This window comes from Acinetobacter sp. 809848 (assembly GCF_000581275.1).
Taxonomy (GTDB): Bacteria; Pseudomonadota; Gammaproteobacteria; order Pseudomonadales; family Moraxellaceae; genus Acinetobacter; species Acinetobacter pittii.
In genome coordinates, this window is the sequence record NZ_JEXG01000037.1 from 1 (window position 1) to 17,221 (window position 17,221).

General features: G+C 39.5%; 12 protein-coding genes. 6 read left to right on the forward strand and 6 right to left on the reverse strand.

Annotation, left to right across the window (positions count from 1 at the left end):
* The 3 genes from J536_RS20205 to J536_RS20215 form a co-directional block, all read left to right on the forward strand.
* A partial coding sequence (locus J536_RS20205; RefSeq protein WP_155758156.1) for a BapA/Bap/LapF family large adhesin occupies positions 1-5,454 on the forward strand: 5,454 nt, incomplete at its 5' end.
* 145 nt (positions 5,455-5,599) lie between these two features.
* The gene (locus J536_RS20210) at positions 5,600-7,255 is read left to right on the forward strand and encodes a poly alpha-glucosyltransferase (protein WP_032063740.1); all 1,656 of its coding nucleotides are present in this window, start codon (positions 5,600-5,602) and stop codon (positions 7,253-7,255) included.
* Positions 7,252-8,982 (forward strand): CapA family protein, encoded by a 1,731-nt coding sequence (locus J536_RS20215; protein WP_032063742.1) that lies wholly within the window; start codon positions 7,252-7,254, stop codon positions 8,980-8,982. Before J536_RS20210 ends, J536_RS20215 begins: the two co-directional genes overlap by 4 nt.
* Here J536_RS20215 and J536_RS20220 read toward each other — a convergent pair.
* A complete protein-coding gene (locus J536_RS20220; RefSeq protein WP_032063744.1) occupies positions 8,979-9,695 on the reverse strand; it encodes a metalloprotease in 717 nt (238 codons plus the stop codon). The two genes, J536_RS20215 and J536_RS20220, sit on opposite strands and share 4 nt — an antisense overlap.
* A gap of 81 nt (positions 9,696-9,776) precedes the next feature.
* Between J536_RS20220 and J536_RS20225 the strand changes: the two genes are divergently transcribed.
* Both J536_RS20225 and J536_RS20230 read left to right on the forward strand, forming a co-directional pair.
* Positions 9,777-10,106: an MGMT family protein gene (locus J536_RS20225; RefSeq protein ID WP_081404177.1), complete on the forward strand. Its 330-nt coding sequence runs from the start codon at positions 9,777-9,779 to the stop codon at positions 10,104-10,106.
* A gap of 25 nt (positions 10,107-10,131) precedes the next feature.
* Entirely contained in the window at positions 10,132-10,881 is a 750-nt protein-coding gene (locus tag J536_RS20230) for a hypothetical protein (RefSeq protein ID WP_032063748.1), read from the forward strand.
* A gap of 41 nt (positions 10,882-10,922) precedes the next feature.
* Here the strand turns inward: J536_RS20230 and J536_RS20235 are convergent, their stop codons facing one another.
* The 3 genes from J536_RS20235 to J536_RS20245 all read right to left on the reverse strand — a co-directional run bounded on the left by J536_RS20235 (position 10,923) and on the right by J536_RS20245 (position 12,618).
* Positions 10,923-11,360 (reverse strand): universal stress protein, encoded by a 438-nt coding sequence (locus tag J536_RS20235; RefSeq protein WP_032063749.1) that lies wholly within the window; start codon positions 11,358-11,360, stop codon positions 10,923-10,925.
* A gap of 121 nt (positions 11,361-11,481) precedes the next feature.
* Entirely contained in the window at positions 11,482-12,114 is a 633-nt protein-coding gene (locus tag J536_RS20240; protein WP_032057419.1) for a CatB-related O-acetyltransferase, read from the reverse strand.
* A gap of 111 nt (positions 12,115-12,225) precedes the next feature.
* Positions 12,226-12,618 carry a RidA family protein gene (locus J536_RS20245; protein WP_081404175.1) on the reverse strand — a complete coding sequence of 131 codons (393 nt, stop codon included), beginning with the start codon at positions 12,616-12,618 and terminating at the stop codon, positions 12,226-12,228.
* A gap of 139 nt (positions 12,619-12,757) precedes the next feature.
* On the opposite strand from J536_RS20245, the gene J536_RS20250 reads away from it, so the two are divergent.
* Positions 12,758-13,345: a TetR/AcrR family transcriptional regulator gene (locus J536_RS20250; protein ID WP_002115531.1), complete on the forward strand. Its 588-nt coding sequence runs from the start codon at positions 12,758-12,760 to the stop codon at positions 13,343-13,345.
* Positions 13,346-13,425: 80 nt separating this feature from the next.
* On the opposite strand, the gene greA is transcribed toward J536_RS20250, so the two are convergent.
* Both greA and carB read right to left on the reverse strand, forming a co-directional pair.
* Positions 13,426-13,902 carry a transcription elongation factor GreA gene (greA, locus tag J536_RS20255; RefSeq protein ID WP_002115570.1) on the reverse strand — a complete coding sequence of 159 codons (477 nt, stop codon included), beginning with the start codon at positions 13,900-13,902 and terminating at the stop codon, positions 13,426-13,428.
* An 88-nt stretch (positions 13,903-13,990) separates the two neighbouring features.
* Complete coding sequence (gene carB, locus J536_RS20260; RefSeq protein WP_032057423.1) at positions 13,991-17,221, reverse strand: carbamoyl-phosphate synthase large subunit; 3,231 nt, start codon at positions 17,219-17,221, stop codon at positions 13,991-13,993.

Consider the following 17,221-nt stretch of genomic DNA (forward strand, 5'->3'; position numbering starts at 1 on the left):
ACAGCCACTGTGGTTGTGAATGTGGATGGCGTTGATTATCCGGCAGTGAATAACGGTGATGGTACTTGGACGCTTGCAGACAATACTTTGCCTGCATTAATAGATGGTCCTCATATTGTAACTGTAACTGCAACTGATCCAGCTGGAAATACTGCTACAGATACAGCTACGCTTACTATTGATACAGTACCTGCAGACCTGATCGGTGCGATCACGATTCCTGAAGACTTAAATGGCGACGGTATCTTGAATGCAGACGAGCTAGGCACAGACGGTACCTTCAATGCACAAGTGGCGTTGGGACCAGATGCAATCGATGGCACAGTAGTGAATATCAACGGTACTAACTACACCGTGACAGCAGCTGACCTTGCAAACGGCTTCATCACTGCAGCGATTCCTGTCACAGGCGAAGGCCCTGTGACCATCCATGCAGAAGCAGTGGATGCACAAGGTAACCTTGATGTTGCAGATGCAGATATCACCGTGACTGTAGATACCTTGCCTGCAGACCTGATCGGTGCGATCACGATTCCTGAAGACTTAAATGGCGACGGTATCTTGAATGCAGACGAGCTAGGCACAGACGGTACCTTCAATGCACAAGTGGCGTTGGGACCAGATGCAATCGATGGCACAGTAGTGAATATCAACGGTACTAACTACACCGTGACAGCAGCTGACCTTGCAAACGGCTTCATCACTGCAGCGATTCCTGTCACAGGCGAAGGCCCTGTGACCATCCATGCAGAAGCAGTGGATGCACAAGGTAACCTTGATGTTGCAGATGCAGACGTCACCGTGACTGTAGATACCTTGCCTGCAGACCTGATCGGTGCGATCACGATTCCTGAAGACTTAAATGGCGACGGTATCTTGAATGCAGACGAGCTAGGCACAGACGGTACCTTCAATGCACAAGTGGCGTTGGGACCAGATGCAATCGATGGCACAGTGGTGAATGTTAACGGTACCAACTACACCGTGACTGCAGCTGACCTTGCGAATGGCTTCATCACAGCAACTCTGGATGCAACAGCAGCAGATCCTGTGACTGGTCAGATTGTGATTCATGCTGAGGCTGTAGATGCACAAGGTAACGTAGATGTTGCAGATGCAGATGTAACCTTAACAATTGATACAACTCCACAAGATCTGATTACAGCGATTACGGTTCCTGAAGACTTAAATGGCGACGGTATCTTGAATGCTGCAGAACTTGGTACAGACGGCACCTTCAATGCACAAGTGGCATTGGGACCTGATGCAATCGATGGCACAGTGGTGAATGTTAACGGTACTAACTACACCGTGACTGCAGCTGACCTTGCAAACGGCTTCATCACAGCGACTCTTGCCGCAACAGCAGCAGATCCTGTGACTGGTCAGATTGTGATTCATGCTGAGGCTGTAGATGCACAAGGTAACGTAGATGTTGCTGATGCAGACGTAACGGTAACTCTAGATGTTACTCCACCTGATATCACTACAACTGTGTTAGCAATTGACCCAGTTACTGCTGATAACATCTTGGATGCGACAGAAGCTGGTGGATCAGTGACCTTAACAGGTACATTGACCAACATCCCTACAGATGCAGTAACAACAGGTGTTGTGGTTACTGTAAATGGTGTTGACTATACAGCCACAGTTGATGCCGTAGCAGGTACTTGGACAGTTGATGTAGCTGGTAGTGGTCTTGTAGCAGATTCAGACTTAACTGTTGATGCTATTGCGACATTCACAGACCTCGCAGGAAACGCTAGTACACTTCAAGATACGCAAACTTATACTCTTGCAAGCTCTATCATTGCTTTCGATAACACTGATACAGCTGTACTTGCTCCTCAACCATTGCTTGTACAAGATGATGCAGCACTAGGAAGCAACACTTATCTAGCACTTGTATCGCTTGCTGGACTTGATTTGCAGTTAGGGTCAGAGTCAATCGGCTTTACAGTGGGTGCTGGTCAAGAAGGCAATGCGACCTTTACTTACAGCGCTTTAATTGGAGTAGATGCATTATCTGATTACTCTCTAGTAGTTCAGAAACTTGACCCAGTAACAGGCCAATGGACTTCGGTCTATGGCGGTGGTGAGGCTGATATTCTTGATCTTACTTTACTAGGTTCAACTCCTGGTGTGGTTCTTGAAGGTCTAGAAGAAGGTCAATATCGTGCATTCATGACTTACAACGGTCTTCTAGGTATCGGTTTACTGGGTACCTTAACAGGCACAATGGATGTTTATGACACAACACAAGTAGGTGGATACTACACCGAAGTTGCTGATGGGAATGTGATTACTGATATCAATACCAGTGGCGAAACAGACGTTGTAACCGCTACGACTGTAGTTACAGCAGTAAATGGTCAGCCTGTTACAGCGCTAGATACTGTGATCAACGGGTTGTACGGTACTTTGGTAATCGATCCAGACGGTACATACACTTATACCCCTACTGCAAGTGCAGCAGGTGTAGGTCAAACAGATGTATTTGTCTACACATTAACTGATCCTGTAACTGGTGATACGGCTCAAGCAAACCTCAATATTCAATTGAGCTCTGTGAAAGCAGTGGATAATGTTGTAACTGCAGAGATCAACCCAGAACCGTTGCTTGTTGCAGATGATGTTGCGTTAGGTAGTGCGAGTTATCTTGTAGCTGTATCGTTAGCTGGTCTGGATTTACAATTGCTTGGTAACGATGCAATTGAGTTTACTGTTGATCCAAACCGTGAAGGCACAGCAACGTTCACATTCGATGCGTTAATCACAGCAGATTTACTCAGTAATTATGCGATTGTTGTTCAGAAATTTGATGAAGCAACAGGCCAATGGGTATCGATTGGTGGTACTAACCCAGAAGCATCACTCATCGATCTATCACTTATCGGTGGAACACCAACAGCTGTACTTGAAGGATTGGATGCTGGTCAGTACCGTGCATTCATTGGATATGAAGGTTTAGTCGGTGTAGGTTTAGGCGGAACATTAACTGGTACGATGGATGTCTACAATCCATACATCGTGGCTAGTTACTCTGTTGAACCGATCTCTGGTAATGTCATCAAAGATGCGAGCCTCACTGGTGAAGTTGATGCGGCAAGCAGTAATGCTGTCATCTCTCAAGTGAATGGTATTGCTGTTGATCCAGTTGCTGGTGCAACAATCACTGGTACATACGGTACATTGGTGATCGACCAAGATGGTAACTACACTTATACCCCAACTGTAGACGGAGCAAACCTAGGTCAGGTAGATCAATTTACCTACACCTTGCTTGATCCTGTAACAGGTAACACTTCTGAGGCAACACTTTACGTTCGTCTCGATAGTGACAGTGTAGATATGACTTGGAACGATGCAGATCCATCTCAACCAGCTGTAATTACTAGTCCGCTTCCAGTAGATGCGATGGATAACGTTGCTTCAGCTGAAATAGACATGGTTTATCCAGTAACGACTGAGGTACTTGATAACGCGATTAGCTACAACTGGTTACTCGGTGTAGGTGGAGTTGTTATCGGTTCTAGAGAAGGAACAGCGACATTTACAGTTGATCCAGGTAATCTGACTGATGCGATTATTGCAGTGAACTTTGGTTCGGTTGCTACGGTTGTCGACGGTTTACATGTGGTATTAACACGATTAAATCCAGATGGCACTCGTACTGTAGTTGCAGATAGCTCTGATACTGGCGTGATCGATTTGTTAGGTATCTTTGGTTCTGAAGTTCAATTCAAGATTGATAACTTAAGTGCCGGTACTTATGAGTTGTTCATGGAAAGCAACACATTACTTACAGCTTTAGGTAGTGTGACTGCGGATATTACGCTGAATCACGGTGATATCACTCAACCGCCTGTACTGGTTGTTGATCCTGTAACTGGTAATGTACTTGCTGATGATAACTCTGCGGTTTACGGTACAAACTATGTGCCGGACTACATTACGACAACTTCAGTAGTAACTGCTGTTACAGCTGAAAATGGTAATACAACTACAGTTGTAGCGGGTACTCCAGCAACGGTTATTGGGGTATACGGAACTCTGACTATTAACGCAGATGGTACTTATAGTTATCAGGCAACTGCGGATATGGCGAATGTAGGTAAAGTTGATAGCTTCACTTACACAGTGACAGATCCAGTGACTGGCAGAACTGATACCGCTACATTACATGTTCAAGTTGGTTCGCCAGATGTTGATGTCACTTGGAATACAGCAGATCCTTCGGCAGATGCTACGCTTCCAACACCATCTGTAACAGCTGATACAGATGATGCAACAATCAGTATGGAACCAGTGGTAGATCCTGCCGCTTCAGTGGCGAGTGGTGACTTACAATTTGCTCAGATTGGTACTGTTCCAATTGTTGGTACTCCGATCTACGGTACTACGGGTACAGTCACTTCTAGCCAATTTGTAATTGGTGCGAACACTGTTAGTGATGTTCATATACAGTTGAACTACACTGCATCATTAAGCTTATCGGCATTACCAACTGTAGCTTATAAGATTCAGCAGTTTGTAGGTGGTGTATGGGTAGATACGGTTTATTCAGGTTCAGCGACGGCTTTAGCTGGCGTGTTGGGTGCTCCAGCCTACTCGACAGATGTCCCACATCTGTCTGCAGGTACATACCAAATCGTATTCAACATTAGTGCTCTAGTTGCTATTGGCCAAGTTACTTTAGATACAGTAATTACAACCACAGCGACTCATCTAGACCAATACACACCAGATGGTCAAACCGACTGGATTACTGGTAACGTTCTTACTAATGATGTGGTAGAAGGTACACAGCTCTATGTAATGAACTCAACAACTGGTACTTATGAACTAGCTGCTGGTCAAGGAGTCAATACAGGTGAAGGTACGTTGTATCTATACAATGATGGTTCTTACTTCTACAAACCATTAGACAGCGCTGCAAATGCGACAGTTGATGTGATTGATTACAAGTTAGTTTCAGTGATCGATGGTAGTGAATACACCTCTACATTGACGATTAACTTGAGTCAAGAGTTGAATAGCCTTGCAGTAAGTACTGCGGCAAATGATACATTTGCTCTTGGTAACGGCTCTGATACCTTGATCTACAACACATTAACTGCTGCAAGCGTAACTAACGCAACTGGTGGTAACACAACAGGTGGTGGTGTAGATGTATGGACTGACTTCCATGTAGGTAATACTGCAACGGATGATCAGGCTGATAAGATTGACTTAAGTAACTTGTTAATTGGTTCTCAAACTAACTTAACAATCGGTCAATATGTGTCAGTAAGCTACGATGCTGGTACTCAAACTGCGACAATCAGCGTAGACCGTGATGGTGGATTACTTGTAGAAGGTACTTACACTGAAACACCATTGCTTCAATTGACTAACCTTACTGGTCCAGTCACATTGAATGACTTGATCAACAATGGTCAAATCATTTTCTAATCTGACAATCGACTTATAGAAAAAAGAGCCTTCGGGCTCTTTTTTTATCTTTAAACAATACGTTAACTTAGCTTTTTACATGCTCATGTTATGATGCATTGAAAACTTTATAGAACAACAAATAACGGATAGGGACTGATTTCGAGTGACAGCATTTTTAAACTTCCAAAGACAACTGAACCTTTGGTTAGAACATATCGCTCCCCATGTTTCAGATCTTCAAAAGAAGACGATTTTATTTATATCTTATGGGCCTAAAGACCAAAGATGTAATGTCTGGCATAGTGAAAAAACAAGCTTTTCACAAGCAAAAATACAATTATTAGCCTTCATTAATGACCAGTTTGCACATGAGTCACTTGTTGATTATATAAAAATTGATGTTGCATATAATTTAACGAAACAAACTTGGAAAGTAGTAGAGCAGCAAGTCCATCATCAATTTCACAACAACCACTACCGTAAAGGTATTGGGTTTGATGAACACTGTTCAGTAGCTTTTCTTGAGCAAGAGATTTATGGAAAAGCAATTATTCGAGGTTTGAGCTATGACAAACCCAACTTTTTTGATGAAACAAATCTGAATTATTCAATTAAGCAAAAATATAACGCGACTAAACCACAGATTAAACTACAAGAGCTACAAGACATTTGGACTTTTGATACCTACGCAGCATTTTATGAAAATGGGCAATTCATTAATTTAGCGAGCAGTTATGATGCGAATGGTATTAGGGCGATTTCGAGCAATAAGAAACAGCATTTTCAGTCGTTAATTGAAAAAAATTCGGCATTTTTGCATGATCAAATTCAAGAAAATGGCAAATTTATCTATGGCTATTTTTCTGCCTATGATCGAGATATTCGTAACTACAATACGGTACGCCACTGTACCTCGGTGTATGCGTTGCTGGAAACATTTGAAGTGCAGAGCAAGCCAGAATATTGGCCCAAGATACATTCTGCTATTCAATATGCACTGACCAACTTTTATAAAGAAAAAGACTCAGAAACTGCTTTTATGATTGATGGTAAAGAAGGGGAATTTGAAATTAAATTAGGTGCCAATGCGGCTGCTATTTTAATGTTAACTAAATATCAAGAAATTACTCAAAAAACTGATTATCAAAAATATGCAGAAAAACTAGCAAATGGTATTTTAAAATTAATAGATTCAAATGGCTCAACAACTCATGTATTAAATTATCCAGATTATGATTTAAAAGAAAAATTCAGAATTATTTATTATGATGGTGAAGCTGCTTTAGCTTTATTAAGGTTATATCAAATTAACCAAGATTCTAGATTATTAGAAACTGTTAAATTAATGTTTGAATGTTTTATTGAGAAAAGATATGAAAAATACCATGATCATTGGTTAAGTTATTGTACAAATGAACTCACTAAAATATGCCCTGAAGATAAATATTTTATTTTTGGTTTAAATAATTATTTAAAACATTTTATTTTTATTAAAAATCGAAAAACAACATATGCAACTTTATTAGAAATGCTAATGGCTGCTTATAAAATGGTGAACCGTTTAAAAGAGCAGGGACGGACAGCACTTTTTGATCAGGCGTATATGCCTGAGCTTCAAAAGCTAATTGAGTTTAGAGCTGATTTTCAAACGACAGGCTTTTTTTATCCGGAAATGGCGATGTATATGGCTCGGCCAGATAAAATTTTACATGCGTTTTATATTCGTCATGATCGTTTTCGAGTAAGGATTGATGACCAAGAACATAACTTATCGGGCTACATCGCCTATGTAAAAGATTACAAAGGTGATAAATCATGAAGTATCAACCCGTTGAAATCAAATTATTAGCTCATATCGATACTACAAATTTTGATGAAGCTATATGGCAATTCGAATTTGACGATGATATTTCAACACTACTTCTAATCGACTACGCATTAGAACAATTTCAGCAAAAAAAAGTACAAGCTCAAGATGTCTATGTTGTGCTACAAAATATGAGTAAGCACATTGGACAGCAAAATTTAGGTTTAAAAGCATCAGAAAGTTATACATTTACCGAGTTATTGCAGTTCTTAATTTTTACTCAAGCAGCAGATGTAAAAGATGCTTTAAGTAATATGCTCTGCGGTACAAATGAGCAAGCATCTTTAATTTTCTCTAAAAGAGCCGCTACCTATAACTTAACTTTAAAAAATGAAGTTACCCAAAATCAGTTAAAGAATTTGTTTTTATTGCTTAGAAAAATTTTTAGTTACCCAGTTGAAATAAAAAAACTCTTCTTTATAAAAGAGCTGAATTTTCAAGGAAAGTCTTATCTCCCTCAGACACCATTAATGGGACAGCATGTAGTAGAGATCTTATATCTTACAAATTCTTTTAGAAAAATTTATCTGACGTTCTTTGAAGAAAACCAAACGATTGGTTTCTTTTCTTTTTTAGATGATATTCATCGTGCTGAGCACTTAATTCCTTATTATCACTGTTTTCAAGCACAGACTATAAGACCTAAAGTTTGTTCAGCTCCAAGTGGCATTATTAACATTCTAGGCGATACCTACTTTGGGGAAATCTACACTGAAAAACGTAAGGCTAGAGGGCAAATAGATGCTCTGCAACAGTATGGATATAACTATTCTTTTAAAAAAATAAAAGCTTTTTTAGGTGAAAATGACTTAAATATTGCTAACTTTGAAGCGGTATTTTCTTTAGAAAACCAGTCTCCTTTAGATCATAAAAAGCCTTTTATTCTTAAAGCTGATGCTGAACAAACATTAGCAGCATTCAAAAATATTCACCTTAATCATGTGATGTTGGCAAACAACCATCTAAAAGATTATGGGGATCGCGGGCTGACCTATACATTACAACAATTGGATCAGGCTAACATTTCTTATATTGGTGCTGGTGTAAACCAAAAAGATGCTCATAACTACTTTGAACTCTCTTTTGAAAATAAGTGCTATACCATTTTTAACGGATACTGGCACAGAGACACTGCCTATCTCGATTATGATTTTTATGCTTTAGGTCATAAGAGTGGGGTCGCGTGTTTAAATGGTGTTTTGCTTGAACAAATAGGTCGCTATAGGCTGATTCATCCTGAACATAAAATTATTGTTATTTGCCATTGGGGTGTCGACTTTAAGCCAATTGCAAAAGAACAGAGTAAGCTTGCTACGATTCTTACTCAAGCTGGCGCTGACCTGATCATTGGCCATGGTGCTCATACTATTCAACCTGTCCAGATCATCAACCAAAAGCCAGTCGTATTTGGTATTGGCAATGCTGTGTTTAATAGCAATGGCGAATATGAAAAACACAATGCTTTACCATTTGGCTGTATAGCAAGGTTAGATTTATCAAAAGACTTACTTCGCCTTTATCCAATTTACACCAATAATTTGAAAACATTTTGGCAGCCGTATTCAGTCAATGCTGAAGATTTCTTAAAGGCGAGTACTTACATGACATCTTTACTGACCCCTGAAAATTACATCGCTACCCAGGATAATTTAGGAGCATATATTGAAATTAAATTTTAGGGATATTGTTTGTATGTCGATAAAATAGTTTGAAGTTGTACTGGCGTAAATCCTAAATTTCTTAAGCCACCACTGCCTAATTTACATTCAGCGCTTGCCATGATGTTGGTTGGAGTGCGTTTTGTAGCTTTTGGTGCACAAACATGTTTTAGTCCAAACACATGTCCCATTTCATGTACGCTACCAGCCTGAATATTATAATTGAGGCGGTTCCAGTCTAATAAAATAAAGGGTTTGCCATTATTACGAAAAGCTCTACTTGTTACATCTTCAAATTTCCATTTCGTTGAGTAGGCATCATAAATAAAAACAATCACTTCTTTACTTGCAGTTCGTTTGGGAAAACACGTATTTACACTGGCAGGAATGGTTTCAATCGTAATTGGGTAGGGCTGATTAATCTGTTGTCTTAAATCACAATGTAATTTTGAAAACTCTTCATAAGGAATATAACGATGTAATTTAAATTTAAAAATTTTATTATTTTTATCATCTACATAGTATTTATTTAATATTTTAATTTCCTTACGCATCTGTTGATAATTATCAAACTTTGTAGCTTCGGGAGAGTTGGTTGTAAAAACAAAAGTGACTGGAATAATAGGGCGGCCATCTGTAGAGACTTTAGGTGTTTCTCCTAAAGGAAGAGGAGGGCGTGTAGTACAAGAAACGCATAGTAAAGTGCCAGTAATCACCAGTAATGTTTTTTTCATGCAGATTTCCCTCAAGCCCACCTTGGATTGCATTTAGTTTTGTTCAAAATTTTTTATATGATATGAATGATGTCAATTTTTATGGAGTCCATTTTGACAACTCAGTATGAACTACATCGGCAAATTTTAGAAGTCATTGCTTTGATTCCTTGCGGAAAAGTTGCAACCTATGGACAAGTGGCTCGTATGGCAGGATTACCAAAACATGCGAGATTAGTGGGCTATGTTTTGAAACATCTTGAGGCTGATCATCAAGTTCCTTGGTATCGTGTAATTAATTCTCAAGGCAAAATTAGCCTAAGTAAATTTAATGAAAAAGGTGAAAATATTCAGCAATTAAAATTGGAAGCTGAAGGTGTCTATTTTTTAAATGGTAAAGTTGACTTAAAGCAGTTTGCTTGGCAGCCTTAATATTTATGTTAGAGAGTAAATATACATGCAAAAGAATAATAAATGGTGTAGTGGAGCAGTATTACTTTTAAGTTTGATGGCACAGATGAGTTATGCTGAAAAGGATATTTCAACTCAACCTTTTGCAAATATAAAGGCTTCTCAGCAAGACATAGATTTGATATGCAAGCAACTGAGACAGAAATGCAGTGGTGAAGCTATCCTGTGGAAGGGAAAAAATACGCAAGATTCGATTTATTACCTAATAGATGAAAGTCCACAAATTGTTCAGGTTAAGAAGCAAAATAATCAATATAAAGTAGTTGATCAATGGGACTTTAAAGATTATCAACATCATAATAAAGAGCCTCATACCGATGATTTGGGAGCAGATGGATTACAAATCTTTCCAGCTTTATATCCATTAAATAAAAATGAGTATGCAATCGCAGTAGTTAATAGATGGTTTACGGGTTACTCAGGAGGAGGGCGTTTTGAAGAAAATGCTGACTTCATTAAGCTCAAACCTCATGGGGAGTATCAAGTTGTACTAAAAGATATTGCTTTTTCTTCACGAGAAATGATTCGAGCATGTTTTTCAGAACAAGATTATAAAAAATCGCCCCATTGTCATGATGAGGCATGGATGATACTAAACATTCAATTTAAAGATGTGGGACAACCATATTATTTATGGCAATTAAATTATAAAAATTATTCTTGGGAAGCTTTCAAAAGTAAAAAAACAATAACGGTTGAGCAATCGCGTGAAGAGGTTATGCCTTTTAAGAAATAGAAGCCTATCTTGCTCACTTTAGCCAGACAGGCATTCTCACTTTAGCGAACAATTAACACAGGAATATGGCTTTCCCCTAAAACTTTTTGTGCAACACTTCCCAACACGAGTTTTCGGACTCCCGTGCGGCCATGAGAACCCATGACAATCAGATCTGCATTTAAGTCTTGAGCAGCTTGAATGATTTCCTCATGTACAACAAAGCCTTCCAACAGTTTGGTTTCAACAGTAATGCCTTCGTTGGCAAATTCTTGTTTTGCTTTTTCTAAAATGTCGAGCAAATAAGTTCTTGTACGTTCAATCAACTCATTAGTTTGGCCAGTTTTTACGTAGACATCACCAATAAATGGATCAAGTGCCATCACTTGTACAACTGTAATTTTGCTATTTAATGCTTTTCCCAGCTTAATGGCCTCTTTCATGGCGACCATAGAAGTTTCAGAACCGTCAATTGGTACTAGAATATGTTGATATAACATGAGTATTTTCCTTATTGTAATGATGCTTATTTATTAATACTTTATACCTATTTTTTGACGATTTAAATTCAAGCACGTAATCATTTGTGATTTTATAACGACAAATTTTGTAGATAAATTTTTATAAATTGCGCAAATTTTCTATATGTGTAGATAAAGCATCAATATCGTCAGTTTGAAGATATTCACGTATTTTCAAAATTTGCTTCTCATCTAAATCATAAAGTTTTAAAGCAAGTAGTTTGTCGATTTGTTCTTGAGGAAAGCGATATTTAATAATTTTCGCAGGCACTCCACCTACAATTGCATAAGGAGGAACATCTTTAGTTACTACGGCTCCAGTGGCGACCACTGCGCCTTCACCTAGTTTGACACCTTGCATAATCATTGCACGGCTACCAATCCAGCAGCCATCAGCAATAATAGTATCACCAGCCGCCAAAAAACTACGAGTATCAAAAGGAAAAGTTGAAATCCAGTCGGGTCTATGAAGCTGATTGCCACCCATCATGATCACGCACTCAGCACCAAAACAAACAAAATTGCCAATATAAAGTTGGTCAATCGGTTTTTCTGGGGTTGAAGCTTTGTCATGTAAATAACGTACTACACAACGTTCAAAGCCTTGATCCCAATAAGCTGAATAATAAGAATAATTTCCTTTAATATGGATATTGGGATTTTTCACAGTTTTGGAAATAAACTCAAATTCGCACCAATGACGAACAGGGGAGCTAATTAACTTTTCAGCCATAATGGAGATATAAAAAAGGCAATACACCATTATACCGAATTGCGATTCAAGCTGAACCAATAATCTCAGCTCAGCCAATGAATCGAATATTAAAGTAAGTGCTAATTTGAACTAATTATTATGAGGAATACGTGCAATAACTTTAATCTCAAAATCAAAACCCGCTAGCCAGGTTACGCCTACAGCGGTCCAGTTGGGATAAGTTTTTTGTGTAAAGATCTGATTTTTAACTTTCATAATACTTTCAAACTGCCGTTCTGGATCAGTATGAAAGGTGGTGACATCAATAATATCATCGAAAGTACAACGAGCTGCTTTCAGTGTCTCTGCTAAGTTCTTAAAAGCTTGGATCACCTGTTTTTCAAAATCAGGTACAGGTGAGCCATCTTCAAGGCTACCAACCTGTCCTGAAACAAAGAGTAAATCTTTCGATTGAATTGCGGCTGAATAACCATGCTGTTCATATAAGGCATGGCGGTCTTTAGGAAATATTGCAGTTCTCATCAGGTTTGCTCTCCTTCAGTATTTAAATACCAATCAGTAAATGTCGCTCAGGTTTCACATACGCCTCGTATGTAAACATAATTGACATACGAGGCGTATGTCAATTAAAATTTTTTGTGATGATTAGCTGGTGAAATACATGTCTGTTCGTGAACAAAAGATGGCGGAAACCCGCAAGAAACTGATTGAAGTAGCACGTCGTGCATTTGCTGAATATGGCTATGCAGATACTTCAATGGATAAACTCACGGCAGAAGCAGGGTTGACCCGGGGGGCGCTGTACCATCATTTTGGCGATAAGCGTGGTTTATTTGCTGCAGTCGTCGATCAAATTGATTCACAAATGGCAGAATATGCCCAGCAGCATTTAGAGCAGCCTGATGATCTTTGGGAAGGATTGTTACTTGAAGGGCAGACCTATATTCAAAATGCTTTAAATCCTGAGTTTCAGCGTATTGTGTTACGTGATGGACCTGCAGTGCTGGGCGATCCAGCGCATTGGCCAAGTCAAAATAGATGTTTGCAGTCTACCCGTGAGTGTGTTGAACAGCTATTGACAGCAGAACAAATTAAAATTGTAGACCCAGAAGCGGCAGCAGTGCTTTTAAATGGGGCTGCCATGAACGCTGCATTATGGGTGGCTTCTAGTGAATATCCTGAACAGGTACTTCCTGAAGCATTAAATGCTTTTAAAATCTTTGCATCAGGCTTTTTAAAAGATGCCTAGTGAATTTTTTAATATTTGTCTGAAATATAAAAAACCCCTCAATTGAGGGGTTTTATAGTTTCAGTATATCTATTTATAAATTAAAGATATTCTACACTTACGATTTCATATTCCACTTCGCCTTGAGGAGTAACGATTTTTACTTCATCACCTTCACTCTTGCTCAAAAGGCCACGTGCGATTGGTGAGTTCACTGAGATTTTATTGATTTTAAAATCAGCTTCATCATCACCAACAATTTTATAAGTCTTGCGTTCTTCAGTATCAAGGTTTTCAATCGTTACCGTAACACCGAATACAACACGACCGTTTTGTTCTAAGTCCTTAACATCGATGACTTGTGAAGCACCCAATTTTCCTTCGATATCTTGGATACGTCCTTCACAGAAACCTTGCTGTTCACGAGCAGCATGGTATTCTGCATTTTCTTTTAAGTCCCCATGTTCACGTGCTTCAGCAATTGCTTGAGTAATACGTGGACGTTCAACAGATTTCAGATGTTGTAATTCTTTCTCTAAGGCGATTTTACCTTCAGGGGTCATTGGATAACGTTGCATTTCGGTCCCTCTTAAGTTGAGAAAACACAGTTAAAAAAATGAAAAAATCCCGCCACCGATAAGGTGACGGGACTTATCGGTAAAAAAATTAACCTACAGTTAAATCTTGCAAGCGGTATACATCCATTGGCAATTTCACAGCAAAGGCTTGGCAAACAGCTTCTGCGCCATTGATAGTCGTTGTGTAATACACTTTGCCTTGTAGGGCAGCACGACGAATCATTGCAGAGTCATATTGAGCCTGTTTACCTTCAGTGGTATTGACAATAAGGTGTATTTCACCATTTTTCAAGCGGTCAACAATATGTGGACGACCTTCAGTAACTTTATTTACAGATTCGCATTCTAAACCTGCTTCTTTAAGCACTTGGTAAGTACCACCTGTTGCAACAAGCTTGAAGCCATATTCAACTAATTTCTTAGCGATATCAGCGATGTATTTCTTGTCAGATTCACGTACTGATAAGAAAGCATGTTTTACTTCGCCTTCAGTTGGTAAACCAGGTAAGCGTTCATTCGAGCCTAGAACAGCTTTATAGAATGCTTCACCAAATGTTTTACCTACGCCCATCACTTCACCTGTAGATTTCATCTCAGGTCCAAGCATAGGGTCTACGCCTTGGAATTTAGCGAATGGGAAAACGGCTTCTTTCACAGCAAAGTGAGTTGGAATGATTTCTTTAGTAAATCCTTGAGACTCAAGAGATTGACCTGCCATACAACGCGCAGCAACTTTCGCTAAAGAATCACCAATACACTTAGATACGAATGGAACTGTACGTGAAGCACGTGGGTTAACTTCTAGAACGTAAATATCGTCACCTTTTACAGCGAACTGAACGTTCATCAAGCCAACAACGCCAAGTTCTTTTGCCATCGCAATTGTTTGACGGCGCATTTCATCCTGAATTTCTTTAGATAAAGAATAAGGAGGAATTGAACATGCAGAGTCACCTGAGTGAATACCAGCTTGTTCAATATGCTGCATGATACCGCCGATCACAACGTCTTTACCGTCAGATACACAGTCAACATCAACTTCAGTTGCGTCATCTAGGAAACGGTCAAGAAGAACAGGGGCTTCATTAGATGCTTGAACTGCTTCACGAAGGTAACGTTTAAGTTCTTCTTCGTTATATACGATTTCCATTGCACGACCACCTAATACATAAGATGGACGAACAACAAGCGGATAACCTACTTTTGCAGCTTCAGAAATACCTTCTTCAGCAGATTTTACAATGCTGTTATTTGGTTGACGAAGCTGTAAACGTTGAATCATTTGTTGGAAACGTTCACGGTCTTCAGCACGGTCAATCGCATCTGGTGATGTACCGATAATTGGAGTACCTGCTTCTTCTAAAGCACGTGCCAATTTAAGCGGAGTTTGACCACCGTACTGTACGATTACGCCTTTAGGCTTCTCTGTACGTACGATTTCAAGTACATCTTCAAGTGTTACAGGCTCGAAGTATAGACGGTCAGATGTGTCATAGTCGGTAGAAACAGTTTCAGGGTTACAGTTCACCATGATTGTTTCGTAACCGTCTTCACGCATAGCTAATGCAGCGTGTACACAGCAGTAGTCAAATTCGATACCTTGACCAATACGGTTTGGACCACCACCAATGACCATGATTTTGTCGCGGTTTGATGGATTTGCTTCACATTCTTCATCGTAAGTTGAATACATGTATGCAGTACCAGATTCAAACTCTGCTGCACATGTATCAACGCGTTTGTAAACTGGATAAACACCCAAGTTCCAACGTTGTTTACGGAATTGCTTTTGTGAAATGCCCATGAGGTGAGCAATACGAAGGTCAGATAAACCTTTACGCTTGAACGAACGGATGTTGTCAGCGTTTAAGTCACCAAAACCTAAAGTTTTCACTTGAGCTTCAGTTTTAATGATGTCTTGAATTTGGATAAGGAACCAGCGGTCAATCTTAGTCGCTTCAAAAACTTCATCTAAAGAGAAACCATGACGGAAAGCGTCCGCTACATACCAGATACGCTCAGGACCCGGAACTTTAAGTTCTTTTAGAATAATTTCTTTTGCATTTGTTGCACCGGCTTCGATTTTTTCATCAAAACCGCTTACACCAACTTCAAGACCACGTAATGCTTTTTGTACAGATTCTTGGAAGTTACGGCCAATTGCCATCACTTCACCAACAGATTTCATCTGAGTGGTAAGAACTGGTTCAGCTTGCGGGAATTTCTCGAAGTTAAAACGAGGAATCTTCGTTACAACATAGTCAATTGATGGTTCGAAGCTTGCAGGAGTCACGCCACCAGTGATGTCATTTTTCAATTCATCAAGGGTATAACCAACAGCAAGTTTTGCTGCGATTTTAGCAATCGGGAAACCTGTTGCTTTAGAAGCAAGTGCAGATGAACGAGATACACGAGGGTTCATCTCGATCACAACCATACGTCCGTCTTTCGGGTTAATACCGAACTGGACGTTAGAACCACCTGTTTCAACACCAATTTCACGAAGAACTGCAACTGAAGCATTACGCATCAATTGGTATTCTTTGTCAGTTAATGTTTGAGCTGGTGCTACAGTAATTGAGTCACCAGTGTGTACGCCCATTGGGTCGAAGTTTTCGATGGCACATACGATAATACAGTTGTCGTTTTTGTCACGAACAACTTCCATTTCGTATTCTTTCCAACCAATTAAAGATTCATCGATCAATAACTGGTGAGTAGGAGACAGGTCAAAACCACGTTCACAAATCTCAAGGAATTCTTCACGGTTATATGCAATACCGCCACCCGAACCACCCATTGTGAATGATGGACGGATAATTACTGGGAAACCAAAGCGTGACTGGATTTCTAAAGCTTCTTCCATTGTTTCAGCAATGGCAGCTTTTGGACATTCCAAGCCAATTTTACGCATAGCGATATCGAAGAGTTTACGATCTTCGGCTTTCTCAATTGCGTCTTTAGTTGCACCAATTAATTCAACATTATATTTCTCAAGAACGCCGTGCTCATCAAGTGCAAGAGCACAGTTCAACGCAGTTTGGCCACCCATAGTTGGCAATACTGCATCTGGACGTTCTTTTTCAATAATCTGTGCAACTGTTTGCCAAGTAATTGGCTCAATATAAGTTGCATCAGCCATTGAAGGGTCTGTCATAATGGTTGCTGGGTTAGAGTTAACCAAAATAACACGGTAGCCTTCTTCACGAAGTGCTTTACACGCTTGAGCACCTGAGTAGTCAAACTCACATGCCTGACCAATCACAATCGGGCCAGCACCAATAATTAAGATGCTTTTAATATCCGTACGTTTAGGCAT